Source organism: Candidatus Leptofilum sp., from assembly GCF_965223525.1.
Taxonomy (GTDB): Bacteria; Chloroflexota; Anaerolineae; order Promineifilales; family Promineifilaceae; genus Leptofilum.
The window spans coordinates 2,400,028-2,422,279 of sequence record NZ_CBDCWX010000005.1 but is presented as its reverse complement, the minus strand read 5'-3'; the positions used below and the strand labels follow the sequence as shown (position 1 = coordinate 2,422,279).

Below are 22,252 nucleotides of genomic sequence, written 5' to 3'. Positions count from 1 at the left end.
AGGTTTGCAATCACAAGCTATCAACTTGCGACTGCCTCTTTTTCATGTTGTTTCGCCAGATTAACTGGCACACGCCCGCGTGCCTTAGCGTGATCCCGCATCTGAATCATCGGAATCCCAATGCCATACGTCAGGAAATCCTTTTCAGGCGTAACCTCGATCAGGCATGTTGTCACCATAAGTTTGTCGTTGTGCGACACGTAACTGAAGACCCTCTTAACCAGGTCATCGGACACCTCATCCTTCATAAGCACCTTTGCTGTGCCTGAAAAGGTAATCGTTGCCGCCGGAATCTTTACCCAGGGCACCAATGGAATCCGTTTGGCAATCGGAATCGTGATTGACACATGCGGATTACCCTGGATGTGGCGAACCTTCCAGGCGTCTTTGTCCGTGCCAATGTAGAGCTTCTGGTTGTCCACTTCGTAAATGATGCCAACGGTGCGGCACTCGTTGCGTGCCGTCACCATCCCTAGCACCGCAAACGGTTCTTCTTTAATAGCATCCCAAACATCAGATGTTGTCGGTTGATTTGTCATTGTTAAGTTCTCCTTTTTTGTGTTAACAGACACCTTGCCGCTCCACCCTTACCTCTGGCGAGCATTTTCTAGCCAGCGACCGCTCCTAAAAGTGGAAGTGTCTTCACCACCATAGGTGCTATCTGCCCTGCCACACCATGAATAGATGCACCCTATCTTCCTGAAACAACGCCATGCTAATTGTTCGTGGAGCTATTAAGCTATCTGCCTCTGGGTCGGTTGTTGCAAGGGTCTCCTCCAGTCTGACAAAGCGACCACAGCAACGATAATCCACAGTGCAGCAGCCCATGTGAGTATCCAGGTCAAGAGAGTGACTCCTGATAGTCCTGCAGGTACGAGGGCAGTCAGGCTAGCCATCAGACTGGCGTGCATGAGCACGGAGACAAACAAGCTTTCGGTACGGTCATAAACCCACACCATAAGTATCCGGTAGGGTGGTAACCAAGAGAAAAGTTGTCCGAGCAAAAGGAGCAGCGGGAATGTGGCAGAGAAGGTGTTGCTTTCCCAAAACGGCAGGAAGTGCCACGCTCCCCACACGACACCCACAATAAGCCCGGTCGTTAGAACGCCGTGATGCCGCTTCTGCCTGGGTACAGCGAACCCCGTCCAGCCAAGTTCCTCGAAAAAGCCTATGGCAAGTCCCGCCAAAATAGCAGACGATACGACGGCAAGCTTATTATCGGATGCGAATAGGGTCGGTTGAAATTCAGGTGAGAAAAGCGAAAGTCCAAAAAGTATTGTGATGATCATGAGCGGGGCGGTTAACAATGCAACAGCATACCAACGAGTTCCCACCCGCCACTTTATCAAATGGGAAAGCAGATCACGAAACCCCACCCGGCCATCGAGAAGGCCAATTAAAAGCATACTTGCTCCAGTGGGGCCTACGAGCATCGCCACGTACACAAGCGGCCCAGATATCTCGAATTGCTCTTCCGTGATCGGGAACCCGCTCGGGTAAACGGCTATTGCCATACAGCCCCACGTGAAAATAAATGTCAAGACGAAGTAAGTTAACACCGGGTGACCTTTGATAAGACTCTTTATAGTCATTATGACACTCTCCCTTTATTTTGAATATTTAGTAGATGGGTAGCCATAGTTAACCTCCCGACAACAAGATAGATCGAAGGGTACAAGTTTTCTAGTAAGACGCGAACGTCACATCTCCACTTTGTTATTGAAAACGACCTTGCCAGCATAGCCGTGGCAAGAACGATAAGAGTGTCCAATAACAGTTTTTTCATCCAATGCTCTGTACTCAACGATGTGGCCGGTCTCCGACCGAGCCACCAGCTGGCACGGTCAGGAGAGCAGTCCTTCAGGGCTGAGAGGCGGCCAGAGCCAATTACCTGATTTATTTTTTAAAGACTAAGAGATTGGTGTCGTCTTTCACCTTCAGGATACTTACCAGGTGGTATTAGTGTCATACCCAGGAGGTGTTATTCAGGAGGGTTAATTGCGGGATGACGCGATGGCTTCACACCAAAACTGCAATTCGGCTGACGAGTCTGGTGCATAGCTATAATGGAGGCCGGTAAAGCCGTGTCCACCGACGAATTGGTTCTGTGGCCCACTGTCGAAGGGCAGTTGGTAGAGTGTGGTATGGTAAACGGCCGTGTCTGTTCCATCCGTTACCCACAACCGCAGTGCCCGTTCATTATCGGCCTCGCCATCACTGTACACCGCATGAAAGACCATGTCGGCAAAAACCACCGCCTTCTCAGCGTTGCTGTTGGTGAAAGTGACTGATTCTTCGCGTTCAATGCTCTGGGCTACACTGGCACGATAAGCGGCCGTACAGCGAATCATTTCTGCTTTCGGAACCACGGCCTCACCTCTGCCACTGCAAGCAACCAATAACGATCCGCATAGAATCAACAACCCAAGCACAATTCCTTTAGACATGATTTTGTCCTCCTCTTTGCGTCACGAGTACAACTTTTCCAGCATAGCCATCGCGCTCCAGTAGCTCGTGGGCGCACGCCGCCTCGGCCAGGGGAATGCGTGCTGTTACGACTGGCTTGAGCTTACCCGCCGCCAACAGACCGAGCAGTTCTGCCAATGTCTCTAAATACCACGCCTTTTCTTTACTCAGGTCTGGGGTGAGCAGCAAATGCTTGCTGCCGGGCAAAAGCTTGAGCAGTCCAACCGTCAATAGCGTCAAGGGAATGACGCGCAACCCCGACTTTTTTGTTGCCGCCACGCCGAACCAGACGAGACGGCCGTTTCTCCCCAACGCCTTATACGACCGCCATAGCTGCCCAGCGCCACCAATATGATCAAACACCACGTCCACGCCATCACCCGTCAGGCTGTGGCTGCGCTTAACAAAATCTTCCTTGCGGTAGTCAATAGGCGTCGCCCTCAGTGCGGAGACCAGCTCATGGTTATAGCTAGACGCCGTGCCAAACATCTCCAGCCCGGCCAACCTGCCCAGATCGAGTAGCGCCGAGCCAACGCCGCCCGCCGCGCCGTGTACAAGGACGCGCTCACCACGGCGCACGCCAGCGACGCGGTGCATCGCCATGTGAGCCGTGAGGTAATTCACCACCACGCAGACCGCTTCGGCCGGGTCTACACCTGCCGGGACGGGAACTAACTCATCGGCGGGCAGACAGAGATATTCTGTATAGCCGCCACCCAAGCCTAGCGCAAAGGTTGCTGCGGCTACTGTTTGTCCTGGGGAAAGGGCCGTTACCCCCTCCCCAACCGCATCCACCACACCCACAATATCCTCACCCAGCGTAAACGGCGATTTGGGCGTCCCCGGCAGCCGCCCCGACTGGCGGAACATCAGGTCATACGCAGAGACGCCTGCGGCCAGCACCTGCACGCGCACTTCGCCTCGCTTCGGTTCAGGCAGATCCTCTTCTATCATCTGTAACACATCTGGCGCACCATGTTTTGTTACCACGATGCGATGGTTTTTTACGACATCGGTCATCACTTTGGTAATCATCTTGTCCTCCCAAGTTGAACCAAAACGGAATAGATTCTCAAACAAACCAAGCCACTCAGGTATGTCCTTCAAGAATACGTTGGGTGAGTGAGAGCCAGTTTGAGGTTGTGTCGTTTGCGGTACAGAACTGCTGCAAGTAGTCCAGAGAGGGCTATCATTATCACGCCTTCTATGCCAAACGAACTGAGCCACTCTTTACCAGGAACCAACGTCATTAAGGCAGCCCCATCTGTTCCGGCTAGCAGGGTGTTGGCAACGGTATTGCCTATGCCATGCATCAGGACGGCAGGCCAGACGGATCGAGTTCGCATTCTGATTTCGCCATAGACGATAGCAGCAATAATTGTGCCAAGAATAAAACGGGGTAGCAGCGTCGTCATGCCCTCAGATGTGTGCCCCCACAGTTCGCGCAGGTACGGAAAGTGCCATGAAGCCCAGATTAGGCCAACAATGGTATGGCCTAATAAACCAGTGTGAATCTCAGCCACCTTGGGAGCCAGATAGCCACGCCAGCCCACTTCCTCAAAAAAGCCAAAGATGAAAGAGGTGATAGCAATTGGCATCAGGGCTACCATAAATTCTGCTCCGGTAAAACTGCTGATTGTACTGGCTCCCAATAGCAGCCCTAGAACCAGCACGAGCAAAATGATGACCGGATAGAAAAGGAGGCTGAGGAGGTAGTAACGGCCGTTTCCCCTCAACTTCAAGCCAAACCCTAAAGACACCTTATCTCGCAGCACAAATCGCATGATCAATGCCGACACAATCGGGGCAACACCCCACACCAGCAAGCCGAGCCCAGGTTCTGTCGGACTGCCTCCCAATACCGGACCCAACCACCCGAGTACGTTCACCAACGCCGCAAAAATGATAATTTGACGAACCGTAGTTTTCGTTTCCCTTTTAATAACCATCTTCTTACTCCCTTGTTTACGCATTCCTCAATTCACAAATAACTCCCCTGACTCACCCTAGAAACATGCCAATGACGAAAGGCAGTAGGCACAACAGCGCCAGCAGGGGATGGCCTCGTCTTTTCGCGTTGCGACGATCCCAGCTAAAGAGGTAAACCGCCAATCCAAATGCGATCAAACCAGCGATAAACAGCAAAATGGCAGACATCCAGGGATTGAAGTCAGCGACACCACCCATGGCCAACCCTTTGAAGGCATTCATTGCCTGAGTGGCTGGAAGAAGCTGGGCTATTTTCCCGACCGCATCAGGCAGCATCTCGTATGGAAACATCATCCCGGCTAGTAAAATCGAGGGGATGAAAAATAGTTGAGAATACAGGACTGTCACCCGTGAATTGGGTGACACTACGCCAATCAAGACGCTGATACCGGCCATGGCAAAAGCCAAAACGAAGAAAATCAAGGCATAGTTAAACCAGTTCGTCGGAGCCGGGGCATCAAAGAGCAAAGGTGCAGTTGCCGTGATGATCACGGTCACGATGAACAGGTGCAGCATCGTTGTTAACGCAGGGATGATCAAGATCGAAATGGCAGGGACGCCGTTGATTTTATAGCTGCGAAAGATGCCATTTTCGCGGGCGTTGACCAATGGATCGGGAATACCCAGCAAAGTGGCAGCCAGAACGGCAAAGATAACCATCGCCGGGGTCATCGTGTCCAAAAACAGGGGATTGATTCCGGCCATGACAAAGCCCATCATCAGGTAAAAGCCAATGGGAAACAGATAATTCATCAGGAGCAGCTGCTTGTTGCGAATGCCGCTACGAAATTCAAACGAGAAATGGGTGATAAAGGCGGCCATCAGGCACCTCCTTGAGAGCCATGTTTGTAATCGGTAATTTCCAGGAAGCGATCTTCCAGTGACGGTCGTTCCACACGCAAATCGATCAACGTATCATTTTGAGTTTTGATGTGAGCAATGACGGCCGTAACCGTCTGTCCAATGTCCGTGCTGTACATGATCGTATATTCACCCTTCGCTTTGCGCTGCTGCACCGCCGGAATTTTGGCCGTCGGGTTGGTCAGGCAGCCGTTTTTGGTATGCACCGACACCTTAGTGAGACCAGCACCCGTTGCCGTGATTTCCATTGGCGTGCCAACAGTCGCCAATTTGTGATTGAGCAAAATCGCTACCCGATCTGACATCTCTTCCGCTTCGGCCATGTCATGAGTAGCCATGATGATGGTCGTGCCGTTGGCTTGCAGCTCTCGCATCAACGCATGCAGTTCAACCCGCGTCGCTACATCCAGTCCGGCTGTCGGCTCGTCCAGAAAAAGCACCTGCGGATCATGGGCGATGGCCAGCGCCAGCGTCAGTCGCCGCTGCTGTCCGGTCGAGAGTTCATAGAACTGAGCCTTGCGTTTTTCGGCCAGTCCCAGCCGTTCCAGCAGGTCAAATCGAGGCGCTGTATCGTGGTAGGCGCAGAACAATTTCATCGCTTCTTCAGCGGTAATGCTTTCCGGTAGGCCAGCAGATTGTAGCTGCACGCCGATCATGTTACGCAGCTTGCGCGGTTCATGCGTGGGGTCTACATCGCCTACCCGTAGCGTTCCGCCGTCAGGCGTACGAATCCCCTCCAGGCTCTCCAGGATGGTGGTCTTCCCGGCACCGTTGGGGCCAAGCAGTCCAAATATCTCGCCCTGCTTCACGTCGAAGCTAATGCCATCTACGGCCACAAAATCACCGTAGACTTTGCGAAAATCTTTTACTTCGATAATCGAGTTTGTCATGGGCTAATTCCTCCTTCGCTCAATCAATCTTCCTTCATGAGGGCAGCAATCGCCTTCCCCTAATGCCTTAATTTGTATTCACCCACCAAGACGAAGAACCACCCCAACACTAGGAAAACCATAATCTCGATTGGGCTGGGTGGGGCGCTGCCCGCAAATGCTTTGAGATGCAGCTTGGATGTTTCGCCGCACAAGAACCAGGACGCATTCATCCAAAACAGATAGCCGACCAATGTGTAGCTTCCGGCGATTTTTCCCTGAATGTCCAGCTTGGCATATCGCTTCATCCACAGCCAGACAATGGCGAAAAAGAATCCCAGAATTAGAATGCCACCGACGCCAAATAGCGGGGGATAATATTCAGCACTCCACACCATGGTCATGGCGATGACCACGGCCAGAACACCGATGCTGGTGATCCAGGCGAAGGATGGTCTCGTTTTCACATACAAAAACGCACCAATGATGGCCAGCAAAGAACCCAAGGTCACGGAAAAAGCCCACAGGCTAAACAAGGGGCCACCTATGTTCCAAATGGTTGTCTCAATTTCTGCGGCGCTCAATGTTCTGAGATTGTGCGTCAGATTCCAGCCAGCAATGCCAGCGAAGGCGACCGCAAGGAGCAACCCAATCCAGAATAGGCTCACAGCTAACTTTTGCTTGTTAGATGTTTGGCGAGGGGAGTGTTCCACTGGTTGGTAACTTCCTTTGAGTGTCATCTCTTTTCTCCTTCTAACTTATTGCCCTATCGGGCTTTGGTTACACTTCCAATCGAAAACGTCTGGCGCTGATCGTTGCAAAAAATATTGTGTAAATTAGCAGTCCAAGTCCAGCAAAGAGCGCGTCACTCGTTAGCTGGTTGAACAAGAACAATGGGCCGATTAACTCAATCGCCATTGCCGTGGGAAGCCATATAACAATGGCATTGATCGATTCGGGCATCATGTCGGGCGGAAAGCTAGCCAGAAAAATTAGCGGCATGATGGCAAAGAAGAAGACGTACCCGGCAATGTCCGATTTGCGAATAAGTGCGGCAACAAACGAACCGAAGGCAATGAAAGTCGCTCCCGCTAATACCATGAAGCCCAACACAAGCAAAACGCTCTGCCAGGTCAGGTTCAATTCCACAATAAAAATGCCAAACAACAACGTCACCACGCCTTGTCCGACTCCAATTACAATTTGAGACAATGCTGCCCCAACCATCAGATTCGCCAGTGGAACAGGGGTTAGCGCAAACCGTTGGAAAATCTCCTGCTCCCGCCAGCGCGTCAAGCGGGTTGCCTGGGTCAAACCCGGCATAATCACACTCAGCAAAATGATGGCCGGAAACATGATTGACATCAGTTCCTGGCTCTCTTCATCGCCGCCCAACGTCGGCAGCCAAAACCCAAGGAGCATTATGACGGGCATCCCCAACGTAATGATCAATGCTTTCCAATTACGCAAGTTTGAATAGAGTAGCGTGGTGGAAAATTGCAACGTCGGTCTCAAACTGCTATTAGAAAAATCTCCTATTTCTGTTGATTGGATGCTGTACATGGTTAGCTCCGTATCCTCTTCCCTGTCAGGTTAAGAAAAACATCCTCCAAATTGGGCTGTTGAATGTAGAGGTTGCTTAAACTGACGCAGTGCTTTTCAGCTAGATCAAGTATCGATCGCAGCGTTGCCGCGACATCATGGGTTTGAATGGTTAGCTTGGTTCCATCGTGCTGTGCCTGGACGACAGTGGGCAAGTGCTGGAATTCAGCGAGTGGTAAATGAGCCGATGTGGTAATGGATGAGATACCTGCCAGATTGGCAATCAAATTGCCGGGCGTATCAAGTACGACCAAACGGCCGTTATCCACAATTCCAACCCGATGGCATAAGGCTTCAGCTTCTTCCATGTAATGAGTTGTAAGCACAACCGTTTTGTTCTGATCGCACAATTCGCGAATCAGATCCCACAAAACGCGCCGTGACTGGGGATCCAACCCCGTAGTCGGTTCATCCAAGAAAACGATCTTAGGCTGGTTGACCAAAGCTAAAGCCAGAGCCAAACGCTGTTTTTGTCCACCACTGAGATTATCGGGGAGCGACTTCGCTTTATTATCCACGCCAACCTGTTCCAACAATGACATAATTTCGTGACGGCTGAGTTGGTATCCATATAATCGGGAAAATAGCTGCACCTGTTCAAATACAGTTAAGTCTGGTAATAAGCTCGTACTTTGTAACTGCACACCAATTTGTGATTTGATCGATTTGGCTTTATCGTTGACATCCATCCCCAAAATACGTACCCGACCCCGATCCAGTTTGCGTAAGCCTTCTAAAATGCTCAATGTAGTCGTTTTCCCAGCACCATTTGGACCGAGAAAACCAAATATCTCACCTTTTTTGACGCTAAAACTCATGTCATTTACGGCCGTTACATCTCCGTAAGACTTCGACAAATTGTCAACCTGAATGACATTCTCAGGATTTTGAATTCTCGACATTTTCATATTTTTCCCCTCCCATTTTTAATCACCTCGATTGAATCAATGTGATACATCTATTGCCTTAAAATGACAGGAAATGCTTCAAATTCACAAGACCTAATTCTCGTGAAGCGTAACGGCAATATCATCAAATGGAGCAAACTCCCCAAAACAGACCAAAGTAACCGCCTGGTTATTGACCTCGGTAATTAACGACAAAGAATGCCCTCGGTTCTCTATTTCCAAGCGGGTGCCTAACTGTCCAGATGTCAGGATAACCTCCTGCTCAGACATGACGGTCGCATTTGGGTCAGATTTCCACTGTTGCAGCAACTCGGCTATATCAGTGTCTGGCCAAAATGTTAAATCGCACTTCGTATCCCCCGGTTGAAGACCCTCCCCACCCGCATATTTATCCTCAGGATATGACTGGAAAATGGCTAACCGGCCTGGGTCAACGAAGGTGACCACCCAGTTATCTGGGATAAACAGTGAAACGCCAGCATCAGCATCCCGATATTCTTTGAAGCCGATTGGCGGGGTATAGACAGGCGGCACTGTTGGCTCAAGAACGTTTGTAGTCGGTGTTGCCGGAACTGGACTGGGCTGGGCTGTAACCGGTGCTGGCATTGCCAAGGAAGTTCCAGTAACCACAGTGCTTGGCGGTTCAAGCGTTGACACTGCCTCGTTGCTGAAGCTACAAGCCTGGCCAATAAACAAAAAGGCCGTAGCAATGACCAACAAATTGGGGGATACCCAGGTGGCAGGTTTTGTTTTCTCTAAAATTTGTTGATCTGAATAGCCCAACATCCCTTTTGTCGTGATTGTCAAAACGATGGCGGCAACCACCTGCACAGCCAGAACTGTCAGATACAGTGCTGGGGCAATTGTTGGCAGCTGCGTGCCTTCTTGTGCAGCAGCCAGGGATGAATCGCTTAACAAAATCGGCGCCCAGAAGTTGATCGCTGCGTGCCAAACGATCCCGGCGATCAGGGCACTGCCTTTAGATTTGTTGTACAGCCAGGTCATGAAGATAGCGTTGGCGATTGTTCCCAGCGTGTACGGGATAAGGAAACCCATCCCGATTGTTGCTGTAATAGCGCCAATCACATCCTGAGGCGCAAAGAAGCTAGGCAAGTGCCAGATTCCCCAAATGGTGCCAATTATTAGACTGGCGGCTAACGGCCCAAATTTGCTTTGCAATCTGGATAGAGCAAAGCCACGCCAGCCAAACTCTTCGCCAATCGGCCCGTTCCAGGGCATGAGGACAACCACAACAAGGTAAAGAGGAATTAGGTTGAGTTCCTCGCGGAGCATGAAAAATGAGGGGGCTTCACCGCCCAAAATCAGATGCACACCGAGGCCGATGAGGTAGAGAACTGCCGTTCCCAACACCGCAATCCCCCACACGCCCAAACTTGCACGCCAGCGGAGAAACGGCCGTACCAGATCAACAAAACCACGCCTGCCACCAATGATAAGCACAATGATAAACGCAGCGATGGATGGCCCCATTGTCATCACTTCCGGCGCGATCCCCGCATACCAGGGAAACCAGCTAAGAACAAAAGTGAGCATGAAGAAGAGTGCGATTCGGTGACGATTAATAAAAGAAGTCATGATGAAGTTTTCCCTTGTTTAATGAGCGCACTAGCATTAGCAGCCACCTAGTACAGCAAGTTCAACTCGGCCGATTAGGCGACGCCACCCATTCTGTGCTGGCGCTCGACCCTGCGCTTGATACCTTTTAGGACTTCTCGCTGTTGGAAGTGATCGACTATCCGAATGAGCGGCTTGATCAATTGGATGTACAGACCCGGTTCTCCCGTCCCGCGCCAGCGGCTTGTCAGCCTGGTACGTGAAGCAGAAATCGGCTCAAGAATGAAAGCCCAACTCCATTCGCCCCGTGGCTCAAATCGAGTTCCCTTGAGAAAACGCGGCGCCATATACTTAAAGTGACTTGTCGCATGAAGCACAAGAAATCGTTCTGGTTCCATCTCTACAACGTTGTAATAAGCCGTGTCTGGAGGTCCGTCCGGGATGACATCCCCAACCTTTAAATCTTGGTAAGCAGGCAGAATGGTTTCGGCAGGCGCCTGCCAGATACCCCGGGCATCGGAAGGAACCAGGAGGGGCCAGAAGTATTGCTGCTCAATGCGATCCCACCATTTGTCGATATACCAGCCAGCGCGATGGTAACCGACCTGGACAAGCCAGGGCCAAATGGCAGATGGCGGGGACCCTATTTCAACAGAGTAAGTTAGCTCAATGACAGGTTCTGCAATTAAGTGGTCTCCTGCATGAAGTTGGGTGATCATCATCACTCCTCTGAAAATAAAAAACGGAGCACGGAGTTACACAGAGAAAACACGGAGAGCCACGGAGAAAAGAGAGAAAATCAAAGCGCAAGTTGCGCCAATCTGTGAAATACTTCGGCTTCGCTCAACCGCGTTGAGGAGCTCAGTACAAGCCTGTTGATTTTCATTCATGGTGGTCGGCGTAGCCGGTGAAGTCTCCTTCCTTCTAACTAAGGGCATCTTGGCATTTGCATTAAAATGCGTCTCTCGGTTGTACCGTGCCCCCATACGTATATGCTCCGGTCTGGCTAACCTCGGTCACGTCAATCTCATCCTGGTTGAAGCTCAACACAAATTTGGCTGGGGCAGAGTAGCCAATCTGCTGGCAGGTGAGTTCAAAAGTGTCGGGGGCAATCCATTTTCCCATTGCCGCCATGCAGCCAATGTCGGTTTCTGTAAAGCGGTAAACGCCATCTAAGCCGACGTTGAAAACGGCCGTATCCCCCACACGCGCCGTATAACTACACTCCGCAACATCAAGCGCTGGGTCAAAAACAAGTTTGAAATTGTCATAATTCCAATTATTGTTTTCCAGAGCATAGGTTTTTCCAGAAATTTCCTTTGCGACGGCTGGCAGCGGCGGCACCGCTTGCCGCTTTTGCTGCAGCGGCGGCGGGCCAGACTGCTCTTCAAGCCGTTGTTGAGCAGTTTCATTGGCCAGTAATGCGCCATCTGCTTTCACCGCTGGCAGGACAAATTTATCCAAAATTTTCTTGGGGAAAAACACACCCCGGCCGCTGGCCGAACTGGTCACTACCATCAGCAAATTTTGCTCTGGCGCCACCACAATAAATTGCCCGGCAACCCCCACCGCACTGTAAGCTCCAGATTTATCCAGCCACCATTGATAGCCATAGCCATCAGCAAAAGCCCGGAAGAAATTTGCCCCAGCCCAATTTCTTGAAGTCAGTTCCTGGTCTTTTTTCCCGTTGGCGTCCCGAACTTCGACGTAGTTTTTGGGGAAGGCGTGGGGCGTGATGGATTCTTGCACCCAGGCGGCTGGTATAATCTGACGGCCTTTCCACTGACCCTGCTGCAAATAAAGCAAGCCAAACTTCGCCATATCCTCTGGCTTCAGCCACATCCTTGCATAGCCAATGCCGATGCCCTGCGGGCTCCACTCCCAGCGGACTTCGCCAATGCCAATGGGATCAAATAGATATTTACGGGCAAAGGCCAGGGTATCCATGCCAGTCGCCTTTTGAACGATCGCCGAGAGCAAGAAGGAACTCAGATTGCTGTAGTCAAAGCGGGTGCCTGGCTGGGCATCAATGGGCAAACTCAGGATATGGGCTATCCAATCATCCGTGGCCGTCATCTCGAACAAGCCTTCCCACTGGTACAGGTACGAATCCCGGCTACGGATGCCCGTTTTCATGCTTAACAAATCCCTCAAGGTGATTGCCGCCATTCTTTCATCTTTAATAGCGTGCTGCTTGTCCTTGAAGAATTCCATCATAGGCACATCTACGCTGGCGATATGACCCTGTTCAATGGCAATGCCAATCAAGGCCGACATGATGCTTTTGGTGCAAGAGTGAATCACGTGCGCTGTGTCTTTGGGAAACAGCGGATTGAAGTAAAAATCCGCCACCAGGTAGCCGTTGCGAATAATGGAAATGGAGTCAATGGCTACGCCTGGGTCTTTGGCGTGGGCTGCCTGGTAAAAATCGACAATTTCCGACAGCTTTTCCGAATCCATCCGCTGGGCTTCAGGCGTGGATTTGCGGAAGCCCGCGGTTGGCCAATAGTCAGGCGTGACGGGAGTACAAGCAACAGGCGCAAATTTCCGGCTGGGAATAAGTGCCCAGGCAGTCAGCGCACCATACAACGCAGCCACAACGCCAATGGCGATCAACAGCACTTTGACCCAACCCGGCATCGTAGTCCAGAGCGTCATCGCACCGAAAATAGCCGCCAGGATAACGAGGACAATCAGTATGACTCTCAAACCACTATTCATTTTCTTCACCATTCGCCTGTGGCATAACGAGCAACAGCCATAGCGATGAATCCGATGCCCAACCCAATTAAAATGGTGATAGCTACCTGGTTTATTAAGATGCCGATGGCCAGAGCAATCATGAGGCAGCCAACAAACAGTAGGCCGCTAATTCCTGATTTCCTGTTTCCGTGCTTTTCGCTGGACATGACAAATACCTCCTCAGAAAATAAAAAGCGGAACACAGAGTTGCACAGAGAAAGAATCCGAAGAGCCTTTTTTACTGATAAGCAACTCGCTTGAAGATTTGCATCCCCGCCACCACAATCACCAGACTGATGCCAGCCAGAATCAACAGATTTTGCCAAATAACTGGATCAGAGAGGCTCCCCGTGTGGAAGATGACAGAGAGTGAGTCGGAAACGTAATAGTTGGGCATGAAGCGGGCAATGTTGCGGGTCGTTTCGTTAAAGACGGCCAGCAGCGCCCCAAACATCATCATGGGCACGATGAATATCACCGAAAGCCCACCTGCTGCGCCCGTATCCTTGGCAACGGCCGCTGTAATCAGCCCCAAGCCCACGGCCGAAATCGCCAACAGTGCCAGGAATAGTGCCGCCAGTAGCAAACCAGCCAGGCCGCCAAGCGGTTCAAATCCCAACAGCAGAGCCACTAACAAGACGATGAACCCCTGACCTGTGGCAATGATCATGTTGGCAATAATGTGGCTGCCCAGGTAAACGGTGGGTGAAACGGGTGTTGCCTGGACGCGCTTCAGCAAGCCAGATTTGCGGTATTCAACCAGTGCCAGAGCGACGATCATGCCCATATAAATGATGGCATACCCCATCGCACCGGGCAGCAAATAGTCAAAGTGGCTCATTTCCGAGGCATAGCCATAGTAATCGTTTCTTATCTCGCCAAGCGCCAGATAAAAGACTAAAGTTAGCCCAATCGGCATGAGCAACAGCACACCCAGGGTCATCGGGTCCCGATACAACTTCTTCAATTCAACAATTACAAGTGCCTTGATGGTTTGCATTTTCATCTCAACTTCCCTCCGCGATCCGGCGGCCTGTAATCTTGAGAAAGACACCTTCCAGATCGTCAACTTGGTGTTCTTCCATTAGCGCTTTGGGGGTATCGAGAGCGATCAATTCGCCATAATCAATGATGCCCACTCGGTCGCTAAGTGCCTGAGCTTCCTCGATGTAGTGGGTGGTCAGGATGACCGTTTTGCCCTGGTCTTTGAGGCTGCCAATATATTCCCAGGTGCGGCGGCGAGCCCGAGCGTCCATACCCACTGTTGGCTCGTCCAGAAAGACAATCTCTGGGTCACTAATCAAAGCGATTAGCAAGTTCAACTGACGCATCATGCCGCCACTGTAGCCTTTGGCTTTGCGCTGGGCTGCCTGGCCAAAATCTGCCTGATCAACCAGCTTGATTACGCGCTCTTTGATAAGCTGCGGGTTCATGCCGTGCAGGTTGCCAAACAGCTCTAGGTTTTCCATCCCGGTGAGGAATTTGAAAACGGCCGCTTCCTGCGGACAAACACCAATCTGTGCTTTTACTTTTTGAGGCTCCCTGCCAATGTGATAACCGGCAATTTGGATTGCTCCGGCGGTTGGCTTTAATAAGCCACATAACATGCTAATGGTTGTGGTTTTGCCGGCGCCGTTTGGTCCCAAAAAACCAAACATCTCCCCTTTGTGAATGGTGAGGTTGAGATGATTAACGGCCGTTACCTCATCAAACCGCTTCACCAAATCATCAATAACAATGACCGCCTCTTTTTGTAACGGACTTTCTGTGCCGAGGTGGGGCTCAACCTTTTTAAGGTCATTGGAAGATTTTGTGCGCGTAGACGTAGGAATTGCTTGCATTTTTCCCTCCGTTTCTTTCCAGCAGCGCATCATCCAAGTAGACGGCCGTTGGAAAGAGAATTGGTAATTACACAAGCAGCATACGCCACAGATGGTATTACTGTCTTACCCCAAACGTATTATTCGGTTGTATGATTTGAGTCTTCAGGATTTTGTGGGGATTTGTGTGAAACGTGATGCGTGAAACGTGACTGGAGGAATCTCACGCATCACGTTTCACGTTTTCTCTGCGCTCTTTGTAGTGAAATTATTTTCAGAGGATGCCTAACTCTCTGGCTTTGGCGGCGGCCTGGGTACGGTTATGGACGCCCAACTTGCCGTAGATGTTCCGAGTATGAACTTTGACTGTGTTGAGAGAAAGATACAGTCGCTCGGCAATTTCTCGATTGGTTAACCCTTCCGAAATGCGCTGCAGCACCTCAAGCTCACGCTCGCTCAATGGCTCAACAATTTCCAATGCTTCGGCTGAGTTTTGCACAAGCTTTGGTTTCTGAATTTTCGCTTGGATATTAAGATGAATTGATTTGGCCGCAGCAGTTGGAAAAGCAGCCAACAATCTCTTAACATAACTTGGGGCGTCACCTCGCCCTAAAGCTGCTGACAGTAGCTCGGCCATTGGCTGACCCTCATCAACAAAAGTGCGAATAAAACCACCCGGTTCAGCCTGGGCGATGGCCTCACTTAGGACAGTTATAGCACGAGTCATATCGCCTTCAGCTTGGGAAATCAGCGCTTGAAGCAGCAGAATTTCGATCACTCTAGCGGTACGGCCGTTTGCCTTTGCGGCCGTGAGCAAACGCTGCAGCAGCCTGGCAGCATCATTATGCCGTCCCTGGGCCATAAGGATGCGAGCCAGGATAATATGCTCCCTTTCTAGCGAAAATGAACTCGCTTCCGGGATAGTTAACTTGCGCTCCTCGGCCCAGCCAACGGCCGTTTCCAGTTTGCCTTGAGCCAGCCACAGCTTTGCTCGCCAAGCCGCCACCAGATTCGTTATCCACGCAGGCATATCGTTGTCCCGATCAATATACTCCATCTTTTGGATCGCTTCTTCAGCAGCAGCAAAATCCCTTTGGGTAAACAAAACCCTTATCAGGCAAATGTAGCTCCAGCCAATCATGGCTAAATCCCCACCCCGTTCGACTAAGGCAATACCTTTCTTCATTTGCCGAATTGCCCCGTCCAGATCATTCATTTCGGCCAGCGCCTCGCCCCAAACTGCCATTAACCAGCCAACCAAGACAGGCGGGCAGTTCCCATATTCATCCACAATGTATAGCTGTTGCTGGCAAATTTCTACAACCTGGGCCAACTGCCCCCGAGTCCGCAAGGTAAGCGCCAATTTCAGATTGGCAATGATGATCTGGTAGCAGTTTCCGGCGGCCTTACTCGCCTCCACCCCTTCTAGCCTGGCCGGATATGCCGCCTCAACCTCACCCTGAAAATCATAGGCATCCCCCAGAATATTTGTTGCCACACTGCGCCAGGCAGCATCCTTCTGGGGAAGATGTTCAAGGGCCTGCTGTGAGAATTGAATCATCCCCGGTACATTCCCCTGGTAAAAAGCTATAAAAGCTCGGGTGGCCGCAGCTCTGCCCCGCAACTGCTTCGTATCGGCATCAGGCAACCTGCCGGGTGCACTAGGTTTAATACTGTAATTAACAACCTGATCAACAATGTGGAGACTCCGCTCTGCGGCATCCTGCTGGCCAGTAGCTAACAGACTCCACGCATGGAAAATGCAAAGCTGCGGTTTGGCAAACAAAATACCAGTAGGCAACGTATCCAGCCACTGTCGCAGTTTGGTATCCTCGCCACGCCCCCAAACAGTCTCCGCCGCTTTTTCAATCAAATCAGCCGCCTGCTCAAATGCTTCAGCACGCAACGCATACTTTATGGCCTCATCAACAAAACCATTCTGGTCGTACCATTCACTCGCTCTGCCTTGTAGAATTGCCATATTTTCGGGCTGGCTTTGGCGCAATCGCTGACGCAACAAATCAGCAAAAAGATGATGATAACGATACCAATGGCGTTCTTCATCCAGGGGAATGATAAAGAGGTTGGCATGTTCTAACATCTCCAGGGTTTCCTGGCCGTCGTGTTGGCCTGTTAGTGTATCACACAGGGAACCAGCAAGCTGGTCGAGCACGGCCGTTTGCAACAAAAAACGCTGCACTTCAGCAGATTGCTGCTCCAGAACCTCTTCAATCAAATAGTCCATGACAAAGCGATGGCTGCCGCTAAAAGATTGGATGAGCTTGGTGCTATCTTTGCCCCCTGACAAGGAAATGTGCCCCTGCAAGGCAAGGGCAGCAAGCTGCAAACCAGCAATCCAGCCTTCTGTGCGCCTCTCCAAAGCCGCAACATCTTCTACCGATAAGGTCAGCCCCATCACCTGATTGAGAAATTCGGCCGTCTCGGAAAGGGAAAAACGCAAATCCGCAGCACGCAATTCCATCAATTGGCCGCGCACCCGCAAGCGGGAAAAAGGCAAGTGTGGGTCATCGCGGGTGGCAATAACCAAGTGCATCTGCGGCGGCAAATGGTCGAGCAAAAAAGCCAATGCTTCATCAACAGCCGGGGCATGAATGTGATGATAGTCGTCGAGGACGAGAACAAGCTGGTTGGGGTTGTCGGCAATTTCGTTGATTAGCGCAGTCAGGACGACCTCGGCAGGGGATGGCTGGGGTAATTGGAGAAACCTCAACCCGCTTTGCCCAAAGGTGGCTTCACGCCCATCAACCTGATCCAAAGCGGCTACTACGTAAGTCAGAAAACGAGGCAGTTCGCTGTCGGCTTCGTCAAGCGAGAGCCAAGCGACGCGATTGGCAGTTGCTAATTGTAGAATAGCAACCCACTCAGTGAGCAAGGTCGTTTTGCCAAACCCAGCCGGGGCTGAGATAAGGCTCAGCTTACAGCCTTGCTGTAATCCCTGGTTGAGTTTTTCGATGAGGTGGGTGCGAGAGACCAGAGCAGGCTGCTGGCGCTCCGTAGGTCGCCGAGGCACAAAGAGCTTTGTCTGCAACAGCTCACTAGACATAGAGGGAGTATAGTCGAAGGGGTGATGGTTTGCCTAGTTATTTGTTATATTTCATTCGAATGCCAGTTGAGCAGCTAAAAAGGTGTAGACATCTTGCAGAGTACGGCCGTAAGCCACCTGCACCTCATCTGGCGGGGGAGTCCCGTCAAGCGATAGCCAGTACGTGTGGATGCCCAAGCTGCGGGCGGGCAAAATATCGTTTTCCCAATCATTGCCCACCATTAATGCTTGTGCGGGTTGGCAACCAATTTTGTCCAAGATTTCCGCGTAGTAGGCAGGCTGCGGCTTGGCAGCGTGCATATTTTCGTAGGCAGTTACCAGGGCAAAATTGTACGCATCAACCGGCAACCCTGCCCAATCCAACCGCGCCTCAATGGCAATGCGCGGGAAGAGCGGATTGGTGGCCACGACAACATCCAGGTTATGGTCTAAGCAAAATTGCACGAGTTGAGGGGCAAACGGCCGTTTCTCAGTTCGGCCTTGCAATTGATGAAATTGATGGCGATAGAATTGCTCAAAAAAAGGTTCCATTTTGGCAGAATCCAGCCCCGTGCGCTGCTCAAACCGTTGCCAGAACACTTCCCGGTTGCTTAACGCCGGGTCTACATTGCGGATCATCGCCTCGGTGCAAATCATCAGCTCTTGCAAAAATTGGTCGCGCGGAAGGTAACGCTCGGCAAATTGACCCAGCAGCTCAAAATAACCGGGCAGAAAGTGATCCATTTCGTTACCCAGCAAGGTATCATCTAAATCAAAAAGAATCGCTTTGAACATCATTTTTTAGGGAGTTTTGTTTTACGTGTCAAGGTTATCGAACAGATCGGGCAAGCCTGGCTTCTCGCGGGCGCATTGGGGGCAACCTACATGGGGCTTGGGCACATCAATCAGATGCTTGCTGCAAAATGCTTTCACTTCCACGCGGCGATTGAACCCTAAAAAGCCTTTATGAACCGTGGCCTCCAGTACCAAATCTGGATTGCTGTTGGCAAGCAAAATGTCTGGCACGGGGCAGGCAGTGCAATCATTAGGCCGCCACTCTTCAGAGCGGGGATTGGCTAGAATGAGACGGCATTCCTGGTCTGATTTACCTCGATGAAAATTTTGGTAATAAAAGCGGCATTCTTTGCCAGCAGGTGTTTTCATAAAAATTCCGGTGCAAACAAGAATACAAAAGTCTATTTTAGGCGATGGACAATCCAGGAGGTACACAGACTTTTGTATTCGGCGATGCGTAACATAACTGTCTTACTGTGATGTCATAATTATCGTTGTTTCCTCGTTTTGTTCAACTGGGCTTGTTCCATGATTTATGTACACCTCATAGACCATGACATTCATCCATAAGATTTACTAATATAAATCAATATATTTTCATTATGCAAGGTGGTATCTTCTGGCAAGCAGATACCGTAGCGAGGCGTCTGCAATTTCAATTTTGGAGGTTTTTGGATGAAACGTCTATTTGTGATTATGATTGCCCTGTTGCTGACAGGTTTAACCGCCTGTGACCAGACAACAGAAGCAGAGCAAACGGCCGTCGTCTCTGAACCGGGCGTGGTGACTGTCTTTAAGTCGCCCACCTGAGGCTGCTGTGGCGATTGGAGCAAACACCTGGAGGAAGAAGGCTTCACCGTGGTGGAAAAAGGGGTACAAAACCTGATTCAGGTTAAGGTAGATTATCAGGTTCCCAGTCAGCTCTACTCATGCCATACGGCCGTCGTGGATGGCTATATTATTGAAGGACACGTACCGGCAGCAGAAATCCGTCGGTTGTTAACAGAAAAACCAGATGTAGCAGGATTGGCTGTACCAGGTATGCCAATTGGCTCGCCGGGCATGGAATCGCCCGACAGAGCGGCCGAAGCCTATGAGGTGGTAACTTTTAATGAAGCTGGCGAAACGGCCGTGTTCGCCACTTACCCGTAAACAAAACAATCCCAACAGATCCAATCAGGCGGTTCGGCAACGAGCCGTCTTTTTTTTGGCTTTTACCAAAAATCTGCAAAGATAGTGACTATATGATGAAAGAGTATGACGCTTACATTTTTGATTTGGATGGGACAGTTTATTTGGGGAATGCACTGCTGCCGTATGCTGGCGAGACAATCGCGCAGCTGCGGCAGCAAGGCAAACGAACCGTTTTTCTATCTAACAACCCAACGCGCACGCGAGAGGAGTATGCCCAGAAGTTGACCAGATTGGGTATACCCACGCCCAACAGCGACGTAATCAACTCCTCTTATGTGATGGTAGACTTTTTGCAGCGGCGAATGCCGGGAGCCAGCCTGTTTGTCGTCGGGGAACAGTCTTTATGCGATGAGCTAACGGCCGCAGGCTTCACCCTGACCGAAGATGCCACCCAGGTAGACGCCGTGATTGCCAGCTTTGACCGGACGTTTGAATACCGCAAGCTGCAAATCGCCTTCGATGCCATCCGCAATGGCGCGCGCTTTTTTGCCACCAATGCAGACCGCTACTGCCCCGTTCCTGGTGGTGGCGAGCCGGACGCAGCGGCGATGATTGCTGCCATCGAAGCCTGTACCGATAGCAAAATTGAGGCCGTGGTTGGCAAACCATCTAGCTACATGGCTGAAGCCATTCTCGACGTACTGGATATGCCCGCCGAACGCTGCATCATGATGGGCGACCGGCTAGAAACAGACGTGTTGATGGGGCTGAATGCTGGGATGGCTGGCGCACTCACACTAACCGGAGCCACAAGTGAAGAAACGGCCGCACAGTCTGAAATAATCCCAACCTACATCATTCATCATTTAGGGGAGCTGCTGCCCAAGAAGTAGGCAAGAAGCAGAAAAATTGCATGTCAAAATCATTTTTATTAGGAGTGGATCAGGGCAGTAGCGGCAGCCGTGCTCTAATTGTGGACGAAGCTGGCACGGTGCATGGGTATGCGTACCGGCCTTTGGCACGACTGCACCCAAAACCAGACTGGGTGGAGCAAGACCCACAGGCTGTGGCCGAAGGCGTCTCCGCCGTCATTACCGAGGCTGTTGGTGAAGCGGGCATTCATCCGAACCAGATTGCTGCCTGTGGCCTGACCTGCCAGCGCAACACGGAGTTTGTATGGGATGGGCGCAACGGCCGTTCCCTCAGTAACGCAATCTCTTGGCAAGATTTACGCACGCGCGAGATTGTCAAAGACGTTGCACGCTCTCCGTTTGCCACCGAAGCCAAGCGACGGCTAGGCTACGCCCCCGGCACCTACATGGCCGCCCTACACCTAAAATGGCGGATGGCACATGAACCTGCCGTGCGCCAAGCGGCCAAAGCGGGGCATTTACACATTGGGCAGTCGGCATTGTGGCTTGTGACGGCACTGGGCAAAGCCAACGGGCACGCCATGGATAGCTCGCTCGTGCAGGCAATGGGGCTATACGACTTCCGCGCCCAGCAATATTGGGCAGAATGGCTCGATTGGCTGGGTGTACCGCGGGAAGCATTGCCAGAAGCCACCCCCACGCTGCACCACTTTGGCGAAATTCAGATTGCCGGGTCTGGGGGCGAAACGGCCGTCGTCCCCGTCACGGCAATGATTGGCGACCAGCAGGCGGCTTTGTTTGGCCACGGTTGCCGCACGCCAGGAGATGCCGAATCAACGCACGGCACGGCCGCTTACGTCAAACTATTTCTTGGCAGCCACTTGCCCTATCAAGAGCATATCAACGTTTACAATGCGTGGCATTTGGGCGACCAACAAACATACTGCCTGGAAGCACCGACCACGGTCATCGGTGCGGCCATTCGCTGGATGCGGGACAATGCCCGCTTTTTGGGTGATTACGAGGACGTGGAGCGGTTGGCAACGGCCGTTCCCGATTCCGGCGGCGTGATGTTTGTACCAGCCTTTACCGGATTGGACTCGCCGTACAACGATCCCAATGCCCGCGCCGCTCTGCTGGGGATGACGCTTGGCACCCAGCGCGGCCACATCGTGCGCGCTTTTTTGGAGGCATTGGGCTACCAGCTTCGCGCCATCAAAGAGACGATTGCGCGGGATGCCGGGGTGACGATGGGGCAAATGCTAGTTGGTGGCGGCGTCTCGGCCAGCAACATCGCTTGCCAAATTCAGGCCGACATGCTCAACATTCCCATCCTGCGCCCTACTTTTACAGAAACGACCGCGTGGGCAGCAGCCTTGCTAGCGGGCTTGCAAGCCAAAATTTGGCCCGATGTTGCCAGTTTACCTCCGTTACCAGGCAGCCACCATCGCTTTGAACCTGACCCCACGCCGCCGCGCTATTTTGAAGATGGATACGGCCGTTGGCAACAGGCCATCAAGCTCATCCAATCCTGGCAATAACTGTAGGGGCGGGTCCCCGTGCCCGCCCGATATTG

At 51.5% G+C, this 22,252-nt stretch carries 23 protein-coding genes; 4 read left to right on the top strand and 19 right to left on the bottom strand.

Annotation, left to right across the window (positions count from 1 at the left end):
* Nucleotides 1-20: 20 nt before the first annotated feature.
* The 19 genes from ACOQPM_RS16060 to ACOQPM_RS15970 form a co-directional block, all read right to left on the bottom strand.
* On the bottom strand, nucleotides 21-539 hold the full coding sequence (locus ACOQPM_RS16060; RefSeq protein WP_420630284.1) for a pyridoxamine 5'-phosphate oxidase family protein: 519 nt from the start codon (nucleotides 537-539) through the stop codon (nucleotides 21-23).
* A 195-nt stretch (nucleotides 540-734) separates the two neighbouring features.
* Nucleotides 735-1,406 carry a CPBP family intramembrane glutamic endopeptidase gene (locus tag ACOQPM_RS16055; protein ID WP_420630283.1) on the bottom strand — a complete coding sequence of 224 codons (672 nt, stop codon included), beginning with the start codon at nucleotides 1,404-1,406 and terminating at the stop codon, nucleotides 735-737.
* A 588-nt stretch (nucleotides 1,407-1,994) separates the two neighbouring features.
* On the bottom strand, nucleotides 1,995-2,447 hold the full coding sequence (locus ACOQPM_RS16050) for a hypothetical protein (protein ID WP_420630282.1): 453 nt from the start codon (nucleotides 2,445-2,447) through the stop codon (nucleotides 1,995-1,997).
* Nucleotides 2,440-3,501, bottom strand: coding sequence for a zinc-binding dehydrogenase (locus tag ACOQPM_RS16045; RefSeq protein ID WP_420630281.1), 1,062 nt, complete (start codon nucleotides 3,499-3,501; stop codon nucleotides 2,440-2,442). The genes ACOQPM_RS16050 and ACOQPM_RS16045 overlap by 8 nt, the downstream gene beginning before the upstream one ends.
* Before the next feature lie 68 nt (nucleotides 3,502-3,569).
* A complete protein-coding gene (locus tag ACOQPM_RS16040; RefSeq protein WP_420630280.1) occupies nucleotides 3,570-4,415 on the bottom strand; it encodes a type II CAAX prenyl endopeptidase Rce1 family protein in 846 nt (281 codons plus the stop codon).
* Nucleotides 4,416-4,467: 52 nt separating this feature from the next.
* Nucleotides 4,468-5,277 (bottom strand): ABC transporter permease, encoded by an 810-nt coding sequence (locus ACOQPM_RS16035; protein ID WP_420630279.1) that lies wholly within the window; start codon nucleotides 5,275-5,277, stop codon nucleotides 4,468-4,470.
* A complete protein-coding gene (locus ACOQPM_RS16030; protein WP_420630278.1) occupies nucleotides 5,277-6,206 on the bottom strand; it encodes an ABC transporter ATP-binding protein in 930 nt (309 codons plus the stop codon). The genes ACOQPM_RS16035 and ACOQPM_RS16030 overlap by 1 nt, the downstream gene beginning before the upstream one ends.
* 59 nt (nucleotides 6,207-6,265) lie before the next feature.
* The gene (locus ACOQPM_RS16025; RefSeq protein WP_420630277.1) at nucleotides 6,266-6,925 is read right to left on the bottom strand and encodes a hypothetical protein; all 660 of its coding nucleotides are present in this window, start codon (nucleotides 6,923-6,925) and stop codon (nucleotides 6,266-6,268) included.
* 40 nt (nucleotides 6,926-6,965) lie between these two features.
* Entirely contained in the window at nucleotides 6,966-7,748 is a 783-nt protein-coding gene (locus tag ACOQPM_RS16020; protein WP_420630276.1) for an ABC transporter permease, read from the bottom strand.
* Nucleotides 7,749-7,750: 2 nt separating this feature from the next.
* The gene (locus tag ACOQPM_RS16015) at nucleotides 7,751-8,695 is read right to left on the bottom strand and encodes an ABC transporter ATP-binding protein (protein ID WP_420630275.1); all 945 of its coding nucleotides are present in this window, start codon (nucleotides 8,693-8,695) and stop codon (nucleotides 7,751-7,753) included.
* Between the two features lie 93 nt (nucleotides 8,696-8,788).
* Nucleotides 8,789-10,291 (bottom strand): CPBP family intramembrane glutamic endopeptidase, encoded by a 1,503-nt coding sequence (locus ACOQPM_RS16010; RefSeq protein WP_420630274.1) that lies wholly within the window; start codon nucleotides 10,289-10,291, stop codon nucleotides 8,789-8,791.
* A 74-nt stretch (nucleotides 10,292-10,365) separates the two neighbouring features.
* Complete coding sequence (locus ACOQPM_RS16005; protein ID WP_420630273.1) at nucleotides 10,366-10,992, bottom strand: hypothetical protein; 627 nt, start codon at nucleotides 10,990-10,992, stop codon at nucleotides 10,366-10,368.
* 229 nt (nucleotides 10,993-11,221) lie between these two features.
* The gene (locus tag ACOQPM_RS16000) at nucleotides 11,222-12,991 is read right to left on the bottom strand and encodes a serine hydrolase domain-containing protein (protein ID WP_420630272.1); all 1,770 of its coding nucleotides are present in this window, start codon (nucleotides 12,989-12,991) and stop codon (nucleotides 11,222-11,224) included.
* Between the two features lie 5 nt (nucleotides 12,992-12,996).
* The gene (locus ACOQPM_RS15995) at nucleotides 12,997-13,179 is read right to left on the bottom strand and encodes a hypothetical protein (protein WP_420630271.1); all 183 of its coding nucleotides are present in this window, start codon (nucleotides 13,177-13,179) and stop codon (nucleotides 12,997-12,999) included.
* Nucleotides 13,180-13,250: 71 nt separating this feature from the next.
* Nucleotides 13,251-14,018 carry an ABC transporter permease gene (locus tag ACOQPM_RS15990; RefSeq protein WP_420630270.1) on the bottom strand — a complete coding sequence of 256 codons (768 nt, stop codon included), beginning with the start codon at nucleotides 14,016-14,018 and terminating at the stop codon, nucleotides 13,251-13,253.
* 1 nt (nucleotide 14,019) lies between these two features.
* Complete coding sequence (locus ACOQPM_RS15985) at nucleotides 14,020-14,853, bottom strand: ABC transporter ATP-binding protein (RefSeq protein ID WP_420630269.1); 834 nt, start codon at nucleotides 14,851-14,853, stop codon at nucleotides 14,020-14,022.
* A gap of 253 nt (nucleotides 14,854-15,106) precedes the next feature.
* Nucleotides 15,107-17,896 (bottom strand): LuxR C-terminal-related transcriptional regulator, encoded by a 2,790-nt coding sequence (locus ACOQPM_RS15980; protein WP_420630268.1) that lies wholly within the window; start codon nucleotides 17,894-17,896, stop codon nucleotides 15,107-15,109.
* 51 nt (nucleotides 17,897-17,947) lie between these two features.
* Nucleotides 17,948-18,673 (bottom strand): HAD family hydrolase, encoded by a 726-nt coding sequence (locus tag ACOQPM_RS15975; protein ID WP_420630267.1) that lies wholly within the window; start codon nucleotides 18,671-18,673, stop codon nucleotides 17,948-17,950.
* Between the two features lie 18 nt (nucleotides 18,674-18,691).
* Nucleotides 18,692-19,039: a hypothetical protein gene (locus ACOQPM_RS15970; RefSeq protein WP_420630266.1), complete on the bottom strand. Its 348-nt coding sequence runs from the start codon at nucleotides 19,037-19,039 to the stop codon at nucleotides 18,692-18,694.
* A 306-nt stretch (nucleotides 19,040-19,345) separates the two neighbouring features.
* On the opposite strand from ACOQPM_RS15970, the gene ACOQPM_RS15965 reads away from it, so the two are divergent.
* The 4 genes from ACOQPM_RS15965 (at nucleotide 19,346) to ACOQPM_RS15950 (ending at nucleotide 22,217) form a co-directional block, all read left to right on the top strand.
* A complete protein-coding gene (locus ACOQPM_RS15965) occupies nucleotides 19,346-19,480 on the top strand; it encodes a hypothetical protein (RefSeq protein WP_420630265.1) in 135 nt (44 codons plus the stop codon).
* A gap of 51 nt (nucleotides 19,481-19,531) precedes the next feature.
* Entirely contained in the window at nucleotides 19,532-19,822 is a 291-nt protein-coding gene (locus tag ACOQPM_RS15960) for a DUF411 domain-containing protein (protein WP_420630264.1), read from the top strand.
* Between the two features lie 92 nt (nucleotides 19,823-19,914).
* Nucleotides 19,915-20,697, top strand: a complete 783-nt coding sequence (locus ACOQPM_RS15955) for an HAD-IIA family hydrolase (RefSeq protein ID WP_420630263.1) — start codon at nucleotides 19,915-19,917, stop codon at nucleotides 20,695-20,697.
* 20 nt (nucleotides 20,698-20,717) lie between these two features.
* On the top strand, nucleotides 20,718-22,217 hold the full coding sequence (locus tag ACOQPM_RS15950) for an FGGY family carbohydrate kinase (RefSeq protein WP_420630262.1): 1,500 nt from the start codon (nucleotides 20,718-20,720) through the stop codon (nucleotides 22,215-22,217).
* Nucleotides 22,218-22,252 lie beyond the last annotated feature (35 nt).

Bases quoted from the DNA above. Each gene is read 5' to 3' on its own strand.
- ACOQPM_RS16060 (WP_420630284.1), bottom strand. From the start codon at position 539: ATGACAAATCAACCGACAACATCTGATGTTTGGGATGCTATTAAAGAA.
- ACOQPM_RS16055 (WP_420630283.1), bottom strand. From the start codon at position 1,406: ATGCTTTTAATTGGCCTTCTCGATGGCCGGGTGGGGTTTCGTGATCTG.
- ACOQPM_RS16050 (WP_420630282.1), bottom strand. From the start codon at position 2,447: ATGTCTAAAGGAATTGTGCTTGGGTTGTTGATTCTATGCGGATCGTTA.
- ACOQPM_RS16045 (WP_420630281.1), bottom strand. From the start codon at position 3,501: ATGATTACCAAAGTGATGACCGATGTCGTAAAAAACCATCGCATCGTG.
- ACOQPM_RS16040 (WP_420630280.1), bottom strand. From the start codon at position 4,415: ATGGTTATTAAAAGGGAAACGAAAACTACGGTTCGTCAAATTATCATT.
- ACOQPM_RS16035 (WP_420630279.1), bottom strand. From the start codon at position 5,277: ATGGCCGCCTTTATCACCCATTTCTCGTTTGAATTTCGTAGCGGCATT.
- ACOQPM_RS16030 (WP_420630278.1), bottom strand. From the start codon at position 6,206: ATGACAAACTCGATTATCGAAGTAAAAGATTTTCGCAAAGTCTACGGT.
- ACOQPM_RS16025 (WP_420630277.1), bottom strand. From the start codon at position 6,925: ATGACACTCAAAGGAAGTTACCAACCAGTGGAACACTCCCCTCGCCAA.
- ACOQPM_RS16020 (WP_420630276.1), bottom strand. From the start codon at position 7,748: ATGTACAGCATCCAATCAACAGAAATAGGAGATTTTTCTAATAGCAGT.
- ACOQPM_RS16015 (WP_420630275.1), bottom strand. From the start codon at position 8,695: ATGAAAATGTCGAGAATTCAAAATCCTGAGAATGTCATTCAGGTTGAC.
- ACOQPM_RS16010 (WP_420630274.1), bottom strand. From the start codon at position 10,291: ATGACTTCTTTTATTAATCGTCACCGAATCGCACTCTTCTTCATGCTC.
- ACOQPM_RS16005 (WP_420630273.1), bottom strand. From the start codon at position 10,992: ATGATGATCACCCAACTTCATGCAGGAGACCACTTAATTGCAGAACCT.
- ACOQPM_RS16000 (WP_420630272.1), bottom strand. From the start codon at position 12,991: ATGAATAGTGGTTTGAGAGTCATACTGATTGTCCTCGTTATCCTGGCG.
- ACOQPM_RS15995 (WP_420630271.1), bottom strand. From the start codon at position 13,179: ATGTCCAGCGAAAAGCACGGAAACAGGAAATCAGGAATTAGCGGCCTA.
- ACOQPM_RS15990 (WP_420630270.1), bottom strand. From the start codon at position 14,018: ATGAAAATGCAAACCATCAAGGCACTTGTAATTGTTGAATTGAAGAAG.
- ACOQPM_RS15985 (WP_420630269.1), bottom strand. From the start codon at position 14,853: ATGCAAGCAATTCCTACGTCTACGCGCACAAAATCTTCCAATGACCTT.
- ACOQPM_RS15980 (WP_420630268.1), bottom strand. From the start codon at position 17,896: ATGTCTAGTGAGCTGTTGCAGACAAAGCTCTTTGTGCCTCGGCGACCT.
- ACOQPM_RS15975 (WP_420630267.1), bottom strand. From the start codon at position 18,673: ATGATGTTCAAAGCGATTCTTTTTGATTTAGATGATACCTTGCTGGGT.
- ACOQPM_RS15970 (WP_420630266.1), bottom strand. From the start codon at position 19,039: ATGAAAACACCTGCTGGCAAAGAATGCCGCTTTTATTACCAAAATTTT.
- ACOQPM_RS15965 (WP_420630265.1), top strand. From the start codon at position 19,346: ATGAAACGTCTATTTGTGATTATGATTGCCCTGTTGCTGACAGGTTTA.
- ACOQPM_RS15955 (WP_420630263.1), top strand. From the start codon at position 19,915: ATGATGAAAGAGTATGACGCTTACATTTTTGATTTGGATGGGACAGTT.
- ACOQPM_RS15950 (WP_420630262.1), top strand. From the start codon at position 20,718: ATGTCAAAATCATTTTTATTAGGAGTGGATCAGGGCAGTAGCGGCAGC.